Below are 14,578 nucleotides of genomic sequence, written 5' to 3'. Positions count from 1 at the left end.
GCTAAGGAAACCATATGGCGTTAATCGTTCAGAAATACGGCGGTACCTCGGTCGGCAGTGTCGAGCGTATCCAGGCGGTCGCCGAGCGAGTCCAGCGAGCGACCGAAAACGGCGACTCGGTGGTCGTGGTGGTCTCGGCCATGAGCGGCGAGACCAATCGCCTGATCGGCATGGCCAACGAGATCCAGGCCGAGCCGACCCCGCGCGAGCTCGACACCCTGGTCGCCACCGGCGAGCAGGTGACCATCGCGCTGCTCTCCATGGCCCTGCAGGCGCGCGGTCAGGACGCGCGCTCCTACACCGGCGCGCAGGTGCGCATCCTCACCGACAGCACGCACACCAAGGCGCGCATCCAGTCGATCGACACCGACACCATCCGTGGCGATCTCGATGCCGGCCGCGTCGTCGTGGTCGCCGGCTTCCAGGGCGTGGACGAGCATGGCCAGATCACCACGCTCGGCCGGGGCGGCTCGGACACCTCCGCGGTGGCCCTGGCCGCGGCGCTCAAGGCCGACGAGTGCCAGATCTACACCGACGTCGACGGCGTGTACACCACCGATCCCCGGGTGGTGCCCAAGGCGCGCCGCCTCGACCGGATCACCTTCGAGGAAATGCTGGAAATGGCCAGCCTGGGCTCGAAGGTCCTGCAGATCCGTTCGGTGGAGTTCGCCGGCAAGTACAACGTGCCCATGCGGGTGCTGTCCTCGTTCCAGGACGGCCCCGGCACCCTGATTACCCTGGAGGAAGACGGCGTGGAAGAACCAGTAATTTCCGGGATCGCGTTCCACAAGGACGAGGCCCAGCTCACCATCAAGGGCGTGCCGGACAGCCCGGGGATCGCCTACAAGATCCTCGGCCCGATCGGTGACGCCAACATCGAAGTCGACATGATCCTGCAGAACATCGGTGCCGACGACACCACCGATTTCACCTTCACGGTTCATCGCAACGACTTCGACAAGGCCCTCGAGCTGATGCGCAAGACCGCCGACGAGCTCGGCGCGCGCGAGGTCTCCGGCAACCACAACATCGTCAAGATCTCGCTGGTGGGCGTGGGCATGCGCTCGCACGCCGGCATTGCCTCGAAGATGTTCCGGGTGCTTTCCGAGGAGAAGATCAACATCCGCATGATCGCCACCTCCGAGATCAAGATCTCCGTGGTGATCGACGACAAGTACCTGGAGCTCGCGGTCCGTGCCCTGCACGATGCCTTCGAGCTGGATACCCCCGAGGTATCCCTGAGCTGATCGACGGCTTACAGGCTAATATCCGGCAAGGCCCCCAACGGAGACAGGTGGGGGCGTCAAACACAGAGGCTGACCCGATATGTTGATTTTGACCCGCCGAATTGGTGAGGTGCTGCGCATTGGCGACGACGTCGCCATCACCGTGCTCGGCATCAAGGGCAACCAGGTCCGAATCGGTATTGATGCGCCCAAGGATGTCGCCGTGCATCGCGAGGAGATCTATCAGCGCATCAAGAGCGAGACCGAGGAAGGCGACGAGGGTAGCTCCTCGAGCTGATCGGCCCGATCCCGAGCTGATGGTGACCGTCACCAGTTGACGGTCGTGACCCCCCGCGTTTTTCCGCTGGCCGAAAAGGCGGGTGGAAAGGCCCTGTTGGCGGCCTGTCCGGGCCGTTGATTCTTGCCGTCAAAGCCGCTACCATGCGGCGCTCTTGATTGGAGAGGTGGCCGAGTGGCTGAAGGCGCTCCCCTGCTAAGGGAGTAAGGGGTTTATAGCCCCTTCGAGGGTTCGAATCCCTCTCTCTCCGCCATAACGAAGAAAAGCCCCGTCGGCGTTGCCGGCGGGGCTTTTTGCTGTTCCGGGCAGGGGCCGGTGGCGGTCAGATCGTTGCTGGATCGATCACGTACCGGTAGCGGGCCTTCTTGTTGACCACGTTTTCCCAGGCCTCATTGATCTGATCGGCCGAGATCATCTGGATCTGCGGGTGGATCTTGTGGTCCGCGCAGTAATTGACCACCTCCTGGGTCTCCGGCATGCCACCGATCAGGGAGGCGTTGAAATTGACGCGGGTATTCGCCAAGGCAATGGCGCTGAGCGTGGTTTCGAACCCGATCGGCATGCCCACCTGGGTAAAGGTGCCGAACGGCTTGACCACCGACAGGTACGTTGCGACGTCGTACTCGTAGGGAATGGTGCAGATCATGTAGTCGAGCATCCCCCGGTAGGGCGCCATCCGGGCGGGATCGTCGACGACTACCGCCTCCTTGGCGCCGAAGCCGAGAATGTCGTCGACCTTGTCCGGCGAGGTGGTGAAGGCATAGACCTCCGCCCCCTTGGAGAGCGCGATCTTGATGGCCATGTGGCCCAGCCCGCCGATCCCGGCGACACCGACCTTGTCCCCCGGCTTCAGGTCGAACTTCATGATCGGGGAGTAGGTGGTGATGCCGGCACACAGCAATGGGGCGGCCTGCTCGAAGGTGATGTGCTCGGGGATGTGCACGACGAAGTGCGCGTCGACGACGATGTTGGTGGAGTAGCCGCCCTGCGAAATGCCGGTCGGTGAGCTCTCCTGCGGGTAGCCGTAGGTGAAGGTGGTGTCGGCGCAGTACTGTTCCTCGCCGCGCTGGTAGCTCTCGCATTCGGGGTTGCCGTCCACCATGCAGCCGACGCCGGCCCGGTCGCCGACCTTGAACTCGGTGACGTTCCTGCCCACGGCGGTGACGATGCCGACGATCTCGTGGCCGGGCACCTGGGGGTACTGCTGCGGCCCCCAATGCCCCTTCATCTGATGGATGTCGGAGTGGCAGATGCTCGCGGCCCTGGTCTCGATCAGGACGTCGTTGTCGCCGACCGGGCGGCGTTCGAATTCCCAGGGTTGTAGTTTCCCGGAGGTGTCGACCGCTGCGTAGCCCTTCGATTTGATGTTCGTCATTTCGGGTGTTCCTCCCCATGCGTTCAGGTAGGGGGCAAGGAGCAGACCGCTACCGCTCGCTGCCGTCAGTTGGATGAATCGCCTGCGTGAAAGCCGTGTGTCGTCTGTCATGGCTGTGGGTCCTTGGTGTCGGTCATGCCTTGTTCACGGGTTTGGTTGTTTTCCGTCCCGTTCGTCGTTCGCCAGCAGCGGGCGCTACTCCTCGGCCCGTTCGATGCGCACGGGGATTTCACCGTCCTGCCGCAGCGCATCGATCGATCCTTCGATTTCACCGAGGCGGACCAGTCCCCGGGCGGCCGGGAACGGCCGGTAGAAGATCGCAAGGTTGCCCCAGGGGGCGTAATAGGTGATGTCACCGACCTGTGCGGCGTAGCGGTCCGGCGCGTTCGTGGTATCGAGCCGGCGTGGCAGGTCCGCGACCTTCTCGGTGGCGTGGAAGTCGGTGAGCGTGAGCTCGATCGGCAGCAGGCGGGCGAAGTCGCGTCCTGCCGCCGTGTCGTCGAGCCTTGCCTCCAGCCTCTCGCCCGCGGCACTCAGGTGAATGTGGATCATGGTCGTTCCCCTGGGAGCGTCCGCTTCCGGCGGCCCGGCGAGAGCCTGAGAGGCAAGGAGCGTCACGGCAGCCATCACGCTCGTCGTGCCGAGGTGGTGGGCCGGTCTCATGGCGCCGATCTACGGCTCGTCCCGATCGGGCAGGGCCGCCTGAATGGCCTGCTCGACCCGGGTCTGCTGTTGGGAGCCAGCTGATCCTCCCAGCACGGCGGCCAGTGCGGTGAGTTCTTCCCGGCTCAGGCCGACATTGGTGGCGATCCCGATGTGCGCTTTCAGCTGCGATTCGACACCGTCCATGCTCGCCAGCGCGGACACGGTCACCAGTTCGCGATCCCGCTCGTCCAGCAGGCCCCGGGCGAACAGGTCGCCGAACAGGTGGGCCTGCAGCAGCTCGTTGATCCCTGGGGCGAACTCGAACAGTGGGCCGGTGACCGGCTGACCGGCCAGGCGTGTCTGTACCTCCCGGCCCCGCTCGAGGCTGTCCTTGCCCCCGGGCATGGAGTGGGGTGGCTCGCCGCGCTCGTCCTCGATGCCCTTGGCCCGTCGCTCCTCGACGACGGCCATCACGGTGCCCAGGGCGTTGAGCGCTCTCGGGAAGCCGGCGTAGGCGTAGAGGTGAATCGGGATTTCCTTGACTTCGTTGATGGTCAGGCCGTCATCGAGGCCGTTGTCCGTCGCGGTCTTCAACGACTCGAGGTCGCCGCTGGCGGTGAACGCAGCGATCGGCACGAGTGCCTGCTGTCTCGACGAGAGGGCGCCGACGTCGGCAGTCGTCTCCTCGCGCTGACGGTCGCCAAGGTAGGTTGCGTCGTCGACCTTCTCCTTCCAGACGACGTTCTCGCCATCCTTGCTGCCGGTGATGACCAGGTGGGTCATCGGCGCGTCGGGTGTCGCGCCATGCCAGTGGTCGATCTCGGGTGGGCACCAGACCGTCTCGCCTTCCTCGAATTCGAGTATCCGGCCGTCACGCGTTCCGGTCAGGGCGATGCCGTCGGTCACCACCATGTGCTGGCCGGCGGGGTGGGCGTGCCAGGCCGTTCGTGCGCCCGGATGAAAGGTGACGTAGGCCCCCGAGTAGTGGGCGGTGTCGGTTTCCGGGAAGAGCACGTCCACCCGCACCTTGCCGGTGAAGTACTCGGCCGGGCCGGTAAACGACTGTTGCGAGCCGGCCGGGTAGAGCACCTGGTGCCTGGGCGGGGTGTCGGCCGCCATCCCGGAGGCCGTGCAGCAACTGGTCATCGCGAGCAACAGCTTGCGGAAAAATGGCGTTCTGGTGCGCATGGCGAGTCCTCCTGAATGATCGTCGGCTCTTGTGCTGGCGGGTTTCCGTACGCGAGATCGACGTTGTCGGGTTCATTGCCAGTGTAGGAATCGGCGTCGTCGTTTTTTCAAAGTGTGGTTCGCCGCGCCGGCCGGGCGGTAGAACGATCGTGTTTCACTCTTGCCCATTCCTGTTTCGTTCGATGTCGCCCGGCGAAAGAACGGTGTCCGGGGTGCCTGTCGTTGAATCATGGTCGAAGCCCGAGCACGAGTCTGGCCTGATCCACCTGGATCTTTGCCTGATCCTGCTCGGTATGGCGATTCGGCTTTGTCGACCCGGAACTGGGCGAGTACTCTTTACTTCGGGCGAGTGGGAAAGTAACGCGTTGACGGGGCGTGCCTTTCTCGAGCTGGGGCTGCCGGTGTGCTGGGAGGGGGTGATGACTGACGAAATGGGGAAAGCGCAGGATCTGGCCCAGCGGATTGCCCGATGGACCGGCGGCAGCAATCGGCTCGATACGGCGATCGAGGGCCTCGGCCTGCATCGCTGGGAAACGCCGACCGAGCCGACCAGCTACATGCTGCCTCCCAGTGTTTGCCTGATCGGCCAGGGGCGCAAGCGGCTGGTGCTGGGCGAGGAGAGCTACGTCTACGACGCCCACCGCTTCCTGATCACCTCCGTCGATCTGCCGGTGGTGGCGCAGATCACGGAGGCAAGCGAAGCAGAGCCCTACCTGGGGTTGACACTCGAACTCGATCTTCGCCTGATTGCACAGCTGATGCTGGGGCAGGGCGCGCCGTCAGCCCGGTCGGCCGAACCCCATTCCGGCATCGCGGTCAGCGAGGTCTCCGAGCCCCTGCTGGATGCGACCAACCGGCTGATCGACCTGCTGGCGCAGCCGGAGGACATTCCTGTTCTCGCGCCGTTGATCAAGCAGGAGATCTTCTACCGCCTGCTGGTCGGGGAGCAGGGCGCGCGCCTGCGGCAGATCGCCATGGTCGGTCACCACGGCTACCGGATCTCGCGGGCGATCGACTGGCTCAAGGGGCATTACAGCGAGGCGGTGAAGGTGGAGGAGCTGGCGGGCAAGGCCGGCCTGAGCCTGTCGGCCTTCCACAGCCACTTCCGGGCGATGACGGCCATGAGCCCGTTGCAGTACCAGAAGCGGATGCGGCTCTACGAGGCGCGTCGACTGATGCTGACGGAGCACGTCGATGCGTCACGAGCGGCATTCGAGGTCGGTTACGAAAGCCCGTCGCAGTTCAGCCGCGAGTACCGGCGCCAGTTCGGCGCCCCGCCCATGCGCGACATCCGCACCCTGTTGCAGGACGCGCCGGGCTGACGGCTCCGGGGAAGGCGATTCAGCCGCCCGGTCGGTTGCGGGCGGCCATCAGCTCCTCGTATTCCTTAGGCGCGAGGATCTGGCGCACGTCGACGAAGCTGCCGCTTTCGAAATCCTTCTTCAGGGCCGGTAGTGCCTCGAGGAGGCGTTCGGCGGCAGCGGCCGGCGACAGGAGGGTCTCTGTGCCGCGGGCGGCATGGATGCGTGCCAGCGCCGGGAAGCGCTCCGTGTCCTTCAGCTCGCAGAGCGTGTCGATGATGCGCGTGTCGATCAGGCCCGGGGCGACGGCCGCGACGTGCGTGTCCGGGAACTCGTGGGCATACAGCCGGCAGAGCATGTTCAGGGTCGCCTTGGAGAGCGCGTAGCCGCCCCAGCCGCGGTTGCCCAGCACCGCCGCGCCCGAGGAGATCGCGACGATCTGGTCGATGGCGATCCCCGAGCCGAGCAGCCAGTCGAGGACCACCTTGTTGGACCAGACGTTGATGTCCATGATCTCGCGCAGCCGTTCCACCGACATCCGGCTCATGTCCTCGATCTCGCCGAGGATGCCGGCGTTCAGCACCACCAGGTCGAGCCGGTCGACACCGGCCAGCAGCTGGTCGAGCGCCGGCCCGATGGCATCGAAGTCCGACAGGTCGCAGTGGACGTCGACCACCCGGTCGGCGAGCGCGGCGCAGCCGCGCCGGCTGCAGCCATGAACCTGATAGCCGCGGTCGAGCAGGGCGTGGCTCAGGCCCAGCCCGAGGCCGCTGCTGTTGCCCGTGATCAGGGCGCGGGGCGATGCGTTCGTCATGGAATCCTCCTTCAGCGAATCTCGGCGAGCAGCTGGCGGATCATGCCGTCGGCGCGGCTGCCGTAGCCGCCGCCGAACAGGTTGAAGTGGTTGAGGACGTGGTAGAGGTTGTAGAGCGTCTTGCGCACCCGGTAGCCGGGGTCGAGCGGCAGGTGGGCCTCGTAGGCACGGTAGAAGCCGGGCGCGAAGCCGCCGAACAGCTCGGTCATGGCGATCTCGGCCTCGCGGTCGGCGCGGTAGGTGGCCGGGTCGAACAGCACCGGGGTGCCGTCGGTGAGCGCGCCGTGGTTCGCGCCCCACATGTCGCCGTGGATCAGCGCCGGGTAGGGCTGGTAGTCGCTGAAGAAGGCGGGCAGGGTGTCGATCAGCTCCCGGCCGGCATCGATGGTCCGCCCCGAAAGGCCGCGCTCGGCCGCCCAGTCGAGCTGTGGGGCAAGACGGCGCTGGCCGTAGAAGCGGGCCCAGTCGTCGTCCTCGCCACCCAGCTGCGGCATCGCGCCGATGAAGTTGTCCTCGTGCCAGCCGAAGGCCGGTTGCGGTTCGGCGTGCAGCTCGGCCATCGCCTCGCCCAGTGCCGCACCGTCCACCGAGGCCAGGTCCAGCCATTCCAGCAGCAGGTAGGCGGTGCCGTCGACGCTGCCCGAGGCGACCACGTCCGGCGTGCGGATGCGCTCCCCCAGCGCCTCGAGTCCACGGCCCTCGGCGGGGAACATGCCGTCGTCGCGGTCCGGGTGGGTCTTGAGAAACAGCGGCCCGATGCTGGTCTCCAGCCGGGTGGCATCGGCAATGCAGCCGCCGCCGACGCCACGCTGGTCGGTCAGCTCGAGCGAGCCCGCGTCGGCGAGACGCTCGGTGAGCGCGTTTTCGGGTGCCTCGCCGCGCTGGATGCGGGCGATGGTGTCGTCAAGAAGTGCCTGATACGTGGTTGGGGCAGCCATGGCGGGTATAGAGAGCCTCCTGTCTTGCCTCGATCCACTCCTGGGTGGCGTCGTTGATCTCGGTGGCCGTCCGGCCCTCGGTCTCGATCGGCGGGCCGAACGCCACGTGAATGGTGCCGGGGCGCATGCGAAAGCCCTTCTTCGGCCACAGGCAGCCCGAATCGACGGCCATGGGGACGACCCGGGCGCGACTGCGCTCGGCCAGCATGGCCCCGCCGATGCGGTAATTGGCCGGCATGCCCGGCAGACGGCGGGTGCCCTCGGGGAAGATCACCACGTCGCGGTGGTCGGCCAGTGCCGCCTTTCCCTGGGTCAGGATCTGGGCCAGTGCCTTGCGCCCGGCGGAGCGGTCGATCGCGACCGGCTCGATCGCCTTCAGGCCCTGGCCGAACACCGGGATGCGCAGCAGTTCGCGCTTGAGGACGAACGCCGGGAATCGCAGCGTGCTCGGCAGGAACATCGTCTCCCACATCGACTGGTGCTTGGCCAGCACCAGGTTGCCGCCATTCGGGTCGAGGTGCTCGAGCCCCTCGACCTCGTAGCGGATGCCGGTGATCACGCGGGCGAGCCACAGGATCGAGCGGCCGAAGGAGAACAGCAGCCGGTAGCGGCGCTCGAAGGGCAGGAACCGCCCGGCGAGCAGGATCGGCGTGTGCAGCAGCAGCGAGCACGTCGCCAGCAGCGCGAACAGGGCCGTCCGTAGCCAGGTGAGCATCGCGTCGGCCTTACGCCTGCAGCTGGGAGACGTCGGCGATGGCGAGGAACAGCGCGTTGATGCGGGCCAGCAGCGCGAGGCGGTTGTCGCGCAGGGCCGTATCGTCGGCCATCACCATCACCGAGTCGAAGAACGCATCCACCGGCTCGCGCAGGTCGGCCAGCGCGGTGAGCGCGGCGGTGTAGTCGCCCTCGGCCAGCAGGCCCTCCAGGCGCGGGCCGATCGCGTCGACCGCCTCCCACAGGCGCTGCTCGGCCGGCTCGACCAGCCGTTTCTCGTCGACCGTCTCCGGCACCGGCCCGTCATGCTTCTTGAGGATGTTGCCGATGCGCTTGTTGGCCGCGGCCAGTGCTTCTGCTTCCGGCAGCTCGATGAAGGCGTTGACCGCCCGCATGCGCTGCTCGAAGTCCAGCGGCCGGCGGGTGCCGGTCATCGAGACGGCCTGGAAGACGTCGCTGCGGATGCCGCGGTCGAGGCTGTAGCGATGCTGGCGCTCGGTGACGAACTCGAACACGCCCATGACGTGGTCCTGCGCTTCCGGCACCTTCTCCGCGATGCCCTCGGCGGCGTCGAGCAGCAGGTTGACCAGGTCGAGGTCCAGTTCCTCCTCGACCAGGATGCGCAGCACGCCCAGCGCGGCGCGGCGCAGGGCGAACGGGTCCTTGGCGCCGGTGGGCGCCTGGCCGATGGCGAAGATGCCCATCAGCGTGTCGAGCCGGTCGGCCAGCGCCACGGCCTGGGCCACCTTGTTGCGCGGCAGGTCGTCGCCGGCACGACGCGGACGGTAGTGGTCGTCTAGCGCGATCGCGACGTCCTCGTCCATGCCCTCGTGGCGGGCCAGGTGGTAGCCGATGGTGCCCTGCAGGCCGGCGAACTCGCCCACCATCTGGGTCTGCAGGTCGCACTTGGAAAGCCGTGCGGCGCGACGGGCCGCCTGCGGTTCGGCGTCGATCTCCTCGGCGATCTTCTCCGCGAGCCGCTCGATGCGGACCACCTTGTCGAACACGCTGCCGAGGCGTTTCTGGAACACCAGGTGCTTGAGTGATTCGAGGTGCGATTCCAGCGGGGTCTTGAGATCGCCTTCCCAGAAGAACATCGCGTCGGCGAAGCGCGGCCGGATGACCCGCTCGTTGCCGTGGCGCACCGCCTCCATGTCGCGGCTCTCGATGTTGGCGACGGTGATGAACCAGGGCATCAGCGCGCCGTTCGCATCCAGGACGGGGAAGTACTTCTGGTCGTCCTGCATGGTGTACATCAGCGCCTCGTGCGGCACCTCGAGGAAGCGGGCCTCGAACTCGCCGGCCACGGCCACCGGCCACTCGACCAGCGCGGTCACCTCGTCGAGCAGGTCGGCATCGATGTGCGCCCGGCCGCCGATCTCGTCGGCCTTCTTGTTGACCTGCGACTCGATGTGGGCACGGCGCTCGGCGAAGTCGGCCAGCACATGGCCCTGCTTCTGCAGGGTGGCGGCGTAGTCGGCCGGGGCGGCGACGGTCAGCGCGTCCGGGTGATGGAAGCGGTGGCCAAAGGTCTTATTGCTGGCGGCGTGGCCGAACAGGGTCATGTCGACGACGTCGCTGCCGTGCAGGGCAAGTGCCCAGTGCACCGGGCGGATGAACTCGGCCTTGGAGGTGCCCCAGCGCATGCGCTTCGGGGCGGGGAGCTTGTCGAGTGCGCGCTCGACGATGCCGGGCAGCAGGTCGCCCGCCGACTGGCCCGGCTCGGTGTAGCGGTGGACCAGCCACTCGCCCTTGTCGGTCTTCATGGTCTCGAGCTGGTCGGGTTCGACACCGCAACCGCTGGCAAAGCCGGTCAGGGCCTTGGTCGGGTTGCCGTCCGCGTCATAGGCGGCCTTGACCGCCGGGCCGCGGCGCTCGACCGGCTTGGGCTCGGTGGCACGGGCGAGATCGTCGACCAGCACGGCCAGGCGGCGCGGGGCGGCATAGGCCGTGAGCTTGCCGTGAGCCAGCCCGGCCTCGTCCAGTCCCTCGCGGATGCCATCTTCAAGGGCGTCGCGCAGGGTGGTCAGTGCCTTGGGCGGGAGTTCCTCGGTGCCCAGTTCGAAAAGAAAGTCCGCCGTGTCAGTCATGAAAGTCCGTACCTGTTATGCGTAGTCTTCGTGGCCCGTCCGGCCGCGTACCTGTCTCGTGGCCCGTGTGACGTTCAGTCGGTGTTGCCGGCCGCCATGGGGAAGCCCAGTGCCTCGCGTGCCGCGTAGTAGCGCTCGGCCACGGCGCGGGCCATGCCGCGCACCCGCAGGATGAAGCGCTGGCGCTCGGTCACCGAGATCGCGCGGCGGGCGTCGAGCAGGTTGAAGGCGTGCGAGGCCTTGAGTACCTGCTCGTAGGCCGGCAGCGGCAGGTCCGCCTCCACCAGGCGCTGGCACTCGCCCTCGGCGTGGTCGAAGTGCTGGAACAGGAATGCGGTGTCGGCCTGCTCGAAGTTGTAGGCCGACTGCTCGACCTCGTTCTGGTGGTAGACGTCGCCGTAGGTAATCACGCCGGCATCCGAGCGCGACCAGACCAGGTCGTAGACGTTTTCCACCCCCTGCAGGTACATCGCCAGGCGCTCGAGACCGTAGGTGATCTCGCCCGAGACCGGGTGGCAGTTGAGCCCGCCGACCTGCTGGAAGTAGGTGAACTGGGTCACCTCCATGCCGTTGAGCCAGACCTCCCAGCCCAGGCCCCAGGCGCCCAGCGTCGGCGACTCCCAGTTGTCCTCGACGAAGCGGATGTCGTGGGTCAGCGGGTCGAAGCCCAGCCGGGTCAGGGACTCGAGGTAGAGCTCCTGGATATTGTCCGGCGAGGGCTTCAACAGCACCTGGAACTGGTAGTAGTGCTGAAGCCGGTTGGGATTGTCGCCGTAGCGGCCGTCGGTCGGCCGTCGTGACGGCTGCACGTAGGCCGCGCGCCACGGCTCCGGGCCGATCGAGCGCAGGAAGGTGGCCGGGTGGAACGTGCCGGCGCCGACCTCGATGTCCAGCGGCTGGAGGACCGCGCAACCCTGCTCGGCCCAGAAGCTCTGCAAGGCCAGGATCAGGCCCTGGAAGGTCGACAGGTCGAAGCGCGTTTCGATGGAAGGCTGACTCATGAGAATTCTTGTGTAGATCGTGTCTGGACGCGCCCGGCGCCGAGCCGAACGCAAAGCGGCCATAGTATACCGATGGGCGGTGGCTCTGCACGGGCAAGGCGGTTGCCAGAGGAGATGGCCGTTGAAGGTCAGTTGGTCTCGTCGATGTCTGGCAGGCAATAAGCAAGAAAGGAGGCCGGTTCGCCGATTCTAGCCAAGCCGGATCGAAGGGGGTTCCCCTTGGCGTCCTGCCTCACGAGCGAAGGGCGGCCGGGGCGAAGCTACAGGGACGTCGCTTCGAGGTTCGCGGCGACAGGAGGTCGCGTCGAACCGACCCCGATCAGCCGGCTTTCGCTCGTGAGGCCGGTAGCCTCGATGAGAGGCTACCGGGTCCGCAGGACTAGGGCGCAGGGTGTCCTTCTTTTCGCCCCTTTTCTTGGACAAGCAAGAAAAGGGGCTCGCCCGCCGGGCAACCGGTCCGCTAAGGTTGGCCAATGATGATTGGCGGGCAAAACCGACAGCCACAGCTGTAGGATCTAAGGTCCGCGGCTTGAAGGAGAAAAAGGTCTATGACCCCTTTTTCGAAAGGTGACCAAGTTATGGTCGGGCCAAGGGCTATCCGGAGAGAGGATTGCTAACTAATGAATCAAGCCGACCGTTTTGCGCTGGCGCTCCAAACGGCGGCTTATTCTGGCGTTAGGTTTTGGAGTAGATGGTGAGCGTAGAAGAAGAATTATCTCAGTGGCTGGACACAAATATCCCCCAAAGGAGGGAAAACAAGTCTAGGGACGCCCAAGCTGTTTTGCTTCACTATGGATTTGGCGACATTGCTTGGCCCACTCTTGAGCAAATAGGCGATCAGCTTTCCATAGGAACCAGAGAGCGAGTTCGGCAGATTCTCAAGTCTGCTTTCAAGGCCAAAGCGTCGATCGAAGATTTCCCAGTGCTTCAAGTTGCGTTAGAAGAAATAAGTAAAGTTGATTTCGAATCTATACCTGTAATTCGTAAAAGGCTTACAAGATTGGGCGTTATTTCCCCGAGCACTCGAATTCTTGGACTGTTAAACCTAGGGAGTGACCTCGGGGCGATTGGCAACTACCAGTTTGTAGATCACAATCTGAAGAAGCTTTCTCGTTCTGAAGCAGAGTTTGACGAAAAAACTTTTCTGGGCACCAAGTCAGCGATAGTAGATCTCAAGAGGTTTTTTAAAAAAGCGAAGACCTTGCCAGGGCTTCTTGGGTTGGCTACCAAGGCGTACCTCGAAAATGAAATCGGGCCTGAGGCGGCTGATCGTATATGGCGTTTTATGGAACTTGGCGCCGAGGCGGAGGTTATCCAAGACGGTGATCAACAGTGGTATATATTCGAGGATCGAGATAACACAATTATAAACAGCTGCGAGAAAATAGCCTCAGTTTCCAATGCCAATAATGTCCATATTCTTGCTGAGACGCTCCGAAATTCTTTACGTCGTCGGACTCAAAAGTATGAGTACCCCAGCTCTGAAGTCATCCGAAAATGGCTATATCAGTCAAAGTGGTTTGAAATTACTGATGGGACTGCGGTTTTCCTTGGTTCACCTCAGCCCTTGACCGAAATTGAACAGGCTGTAGTCCAACATCTAGCTGGCAAAGGGGCGAGTAAGTATCCGCCTCTGAAACACCACCTACTTGGACTTGGATTTAGCAAGCCAAATGTTGATAAGGCTGTCACCGCGTCTCCTCTAGTACACGTTGACAAAACACATACTCGTAAGAAGTACACCTACACCCTCATTTCTGAGGTTGGGTGTCCCAGCAAATCATCAACTGATCTTGATGAAAGATATAGAATGTTCAGTAATCGCTTGAAGAGGTTGTTGTCTACTGGCGCGGCAGAAGTCTCCAGAGAGGTCTTTGTAAGACGGGAGCAAGCGATCCTTCGGGAATGGCTGTTTAATGGAAAAGTGACCGAAAGCTGTGCTATTTGTGGAAAAGAATATTCCGTTGCAGCGTTGGTTGCCGCTCATAAGAAGAAGCGTGCTTATTGCACTGATTCGGAGAAGACGGACCCAAGAATCGTATTCCCTCTATGTTTATTTGGGTGCGATTTTCTGTATGAATCCGGTATGGTAACGATAATTAACGGAGAGGTTGTCAGTTCCCGAAAAGATGCAGGGCAAACAACGGATATTTTGATGGCTAATGCAGTGGATGGGAATGCTGTCGAAAAGCGCTGGCGTGAAGGTAAAGCCTCCTATTTTGGTCCAACCTAACAAGTTGCTGCACGCTGATAAATTACTCGCTGCGCTCCCAATTTACCGGCAAGCAAGGCGTGAGCTGTCCCGTCCCGGACGATGACCTTGGCTTCCGTCCACCCCCGATTGCTGCGCACCATCCCCCACCCGTGCTACCGTTTCCCGCCAGATTCACGCCGGAACGCCGAACACCCCATGGATATCCGCGAAGCCATTGCCCGCACCATTGACCGTCATGATCTGAGCCGCGAGCAGATGTACGCGGTCATGCATCAGATCATGGCTGGCGAGGCCACGCCGGTGCAGGTCGCCGGCCTGATGGTCGCGCTGCGCATGAAGGGCGAGACCATCGACGAGATCACGGCCGCCGCCGAGGTGATGCGCGAGCTGGCGGTGGGCGTGCAGGTCGACGTGCCGCACCTGGTCGATATCGTCGGTACCGGCGGTGACGGTTCAGCGTTGTTCAATGTCTCCACCGCCTCGAGCTTCGTGGTCGCCGCGGCCGGCGGTCACGTCGCCAAGCACGGCAACCGCTCGGTCACCAGCCGCTCGGGCAGTGCCGACATGCTCGAGACCGCCGGGGTGAACCTCGAGGTCGACAGCGATTGCGTCGCCCGCTGCGTGCGCGAGCTGGGCATCGGCTTCATGTTCGCCCCGCGCCACCACGGCTCGATGCGCCACGCCGCCGTGCCGCGCAAGGAGCTGGGCGTGCGGACCCTGTTCAATGTCCTTGGTCCGCTGACCAACCCGGCCGGCGCGCCGGCGATGCTGCT

Annotated in this window: 13 protein-coding genes and 1 tRNA gene; 6 read left to right on the top strand and 8 right to left on the bottom strand. The window is 64.3% G+C overall.

The window, feature by feature from the left end:
• The first annotated feature begins 14 nt into the window (after positions 1–14).
• The 3 genes from AWR35_RS04030 (at position 15) to AWR35_RS04020 (ending at position 1,777) form a co-directional block, all read left to right on the top strand.
• A complete protein-coding gene (locus AWR35_RS04030) occupies positions 15–1,247 on the top strand; it encodes an aspartate kinase (protein WP_058574685.1) in 1,233 nt (410 codons plus the stop codon).
• Between the two features lie 79 nt (positions 1,248–1,326).
• A complete protein-coding gene (gene csrA, locus AWR35_RS04025) occupies positions 1,327–1,524 on the top strand; it encodes a carbon storage regulator CsrA (RefSeq protein WP_058574684.1) in 198 nt (65 codons plus the stop codon).
• Positions 1,525–1,684: 160 nt separating this feature from the next.
• Positions 1,685–1,777: transfer RNA gene (locus tag AWR35_RS04020), tRNA-Ser, on the top strand.
• A gap of 69 nt (positions 1,778–1,846) precedes the next feature.
• On the opposite strand, the gene AWR35_RS04015 is transcribed toward AWR35_RS04020, so the two are convergent.
• From AWR35_RS04015 to AWR35_RS04005, 3 genes are all read right to left on the bottom strand, one after another.
• Positions 1,847–2,899 carry an NAD(P)-dependent alcohol dehydrogenase gene (locus tag AWR35_RS04015; RefSeq protein WP_197408127.1) on the bottom strand — a complete coding sequence of 351 codons (1,053 nt, stop codon included), beginning with the start codon at positions 2,897–2,899 and terminating at the stop codon, positions 1,847–1,849.
• Between the two features lie 195 nt (positions 2,900–3,094).
• Entirely contained in the window at positions 3,095–3,451 is a 357-nt protein-coding gene (locus AWR35_RS04010; RefSeq protein WP_058574682.1) for a cyclophilin-like fold protein, read from the bottom strand.
• 120 nt (positions 3,452–3,571) lie between these two features.
• Positions 3,572–4,732, bottom strand: a complete 1,161-nt coding sequence (locus AWR35_RS04005) for a carboxymuconolactone decarboxylase family protein (RefSeq protein ID WP_066185067.1) — start codon at positions 4,730–4,732, stop codon at positions 3,572–3,574.
• A gap of 419 nt (positions 4,733–5,151) precedes the next feature.
• On the opposite strand from AWR35_RS04005, the gene AWR35_RS04000 reads away from it, so the two are divergent.
• Positions 5,152–6,054: an AraC family transcriptional regulator gene (locus AWR35_RS04000; protein WP_058574721.1), complete on the top strand. Its 903-nt coding sequence runs from the start codon at positions 5,152–5,154 to the stop codon at positions 6,052–6,054.
• 19 nt (positions 6,055–6,073) lie between these two features.
• Here AWR35_RS04000 and AWR35_RS03995 read toward each other — a convergent pair whose 3' ends face one another.
• The 5 genes from AWR35_RS03995 to glyQ all read right to left on the bottom strand — a co-directional run bounded on the left by AWR35_RS03995 (position 6,074) and on the right by glyQ (position 11,590).
• Complete coding sequence (locus tag AWR35_RS03995; RefSeq protein WP_058574681.1) at positions 6,074–6,847, bottom strand: SDR family NAD(P)-dependent oxidoreductase; 774 nt, start codon at positions 6,845–6,847, stop codon at positions 6,074–6,076.
• Between the two features lie 11 nt (positions 6,848–6,858).
• Positions 6,859–7,785, bottom strand: coding sequence for a fructosamine kinase family protein (locus tag AWR35_RS03990; RefSeq protein WP_058574680.1), 927 nt, complete (start codon positions 7,783–7,785; stop codon positions 6,859–6,861).
• Positions 7,751–8,500, bottom strand: a complete 750-nt coding sequence (locus tag AWR35_RS03985) for a lysophospholipid acyltransferase family protein (protein WP_058574679.1) — start codon at positions 8,498–8,500, stop codon at positions 7,751–7,753. The genes AWR35_RS03990 and AWR35_RS03985 overlap by 35 nt, the downstream gene beginning before the upstream one ends.
• 10 nt (positions 8,501–8,510) lie before the next feature.
• A complete protein-coding gene (gene glyS / locus AWR35_RS03980) occupies positions 8,511–10,589 on the bottom strand; it encodes a glycine--tRNA ligase subunit beta (protein ID WP_058574678.1) in 2,079 nt (692 codons plus the stop codon).
• A 74-nt stretch (positions 10,590–10,663) separates the two neighbouring features.
• A complete protein-coding gene (glyQ, locus tag AWR35_RS03975; protein WP_058574677.1) occupies positions 10,664–11,590 on the bottom strand; it encodes a glycine--tRNA ligase subunit alpha in 927 nt (308 codons plus the stop codon).
• Between the two features lie 694 nt (positions 11,591–12,284).
• Between glyQ and AWR35_RS10720 the strand changes: the two genes are divergently transcribed.
• A complete protein-coding gene (locus AWR35_RS10720) occupies positions 12,285–13,823 on the top strand; it encodes a hypothetical protein (protein WP_156413929.1) in 1,539 nt (512 codons plus the stop codon).
• Positions 13,824–14,000: 177 nt separating this feature from the next.
• Positions 14,001–14,578: anthranilate phosphoribosyltransferase (gene trpD, locus AWR35_RS03970; protein ID WP_066185066.1), on the top strand; the 578-nt coding region annotated here is incomplete at its 3' end.

The organism is Guyparkeria sp. WRN-7 (assembly GCF_001641825.1).
In the GTDB taxonomy this organism is placed as follows: Bacteria; Pseudomonadota; Gammaproteobacteria; order Halothiobacillales; family Halothiobacillaceae; genus Guyparkeria.
The sequence above is the reverse complement of the archived record's forward strand: the minus strand, read 5'-3'. Positions and strand labels throughout refer to the sequence as shown.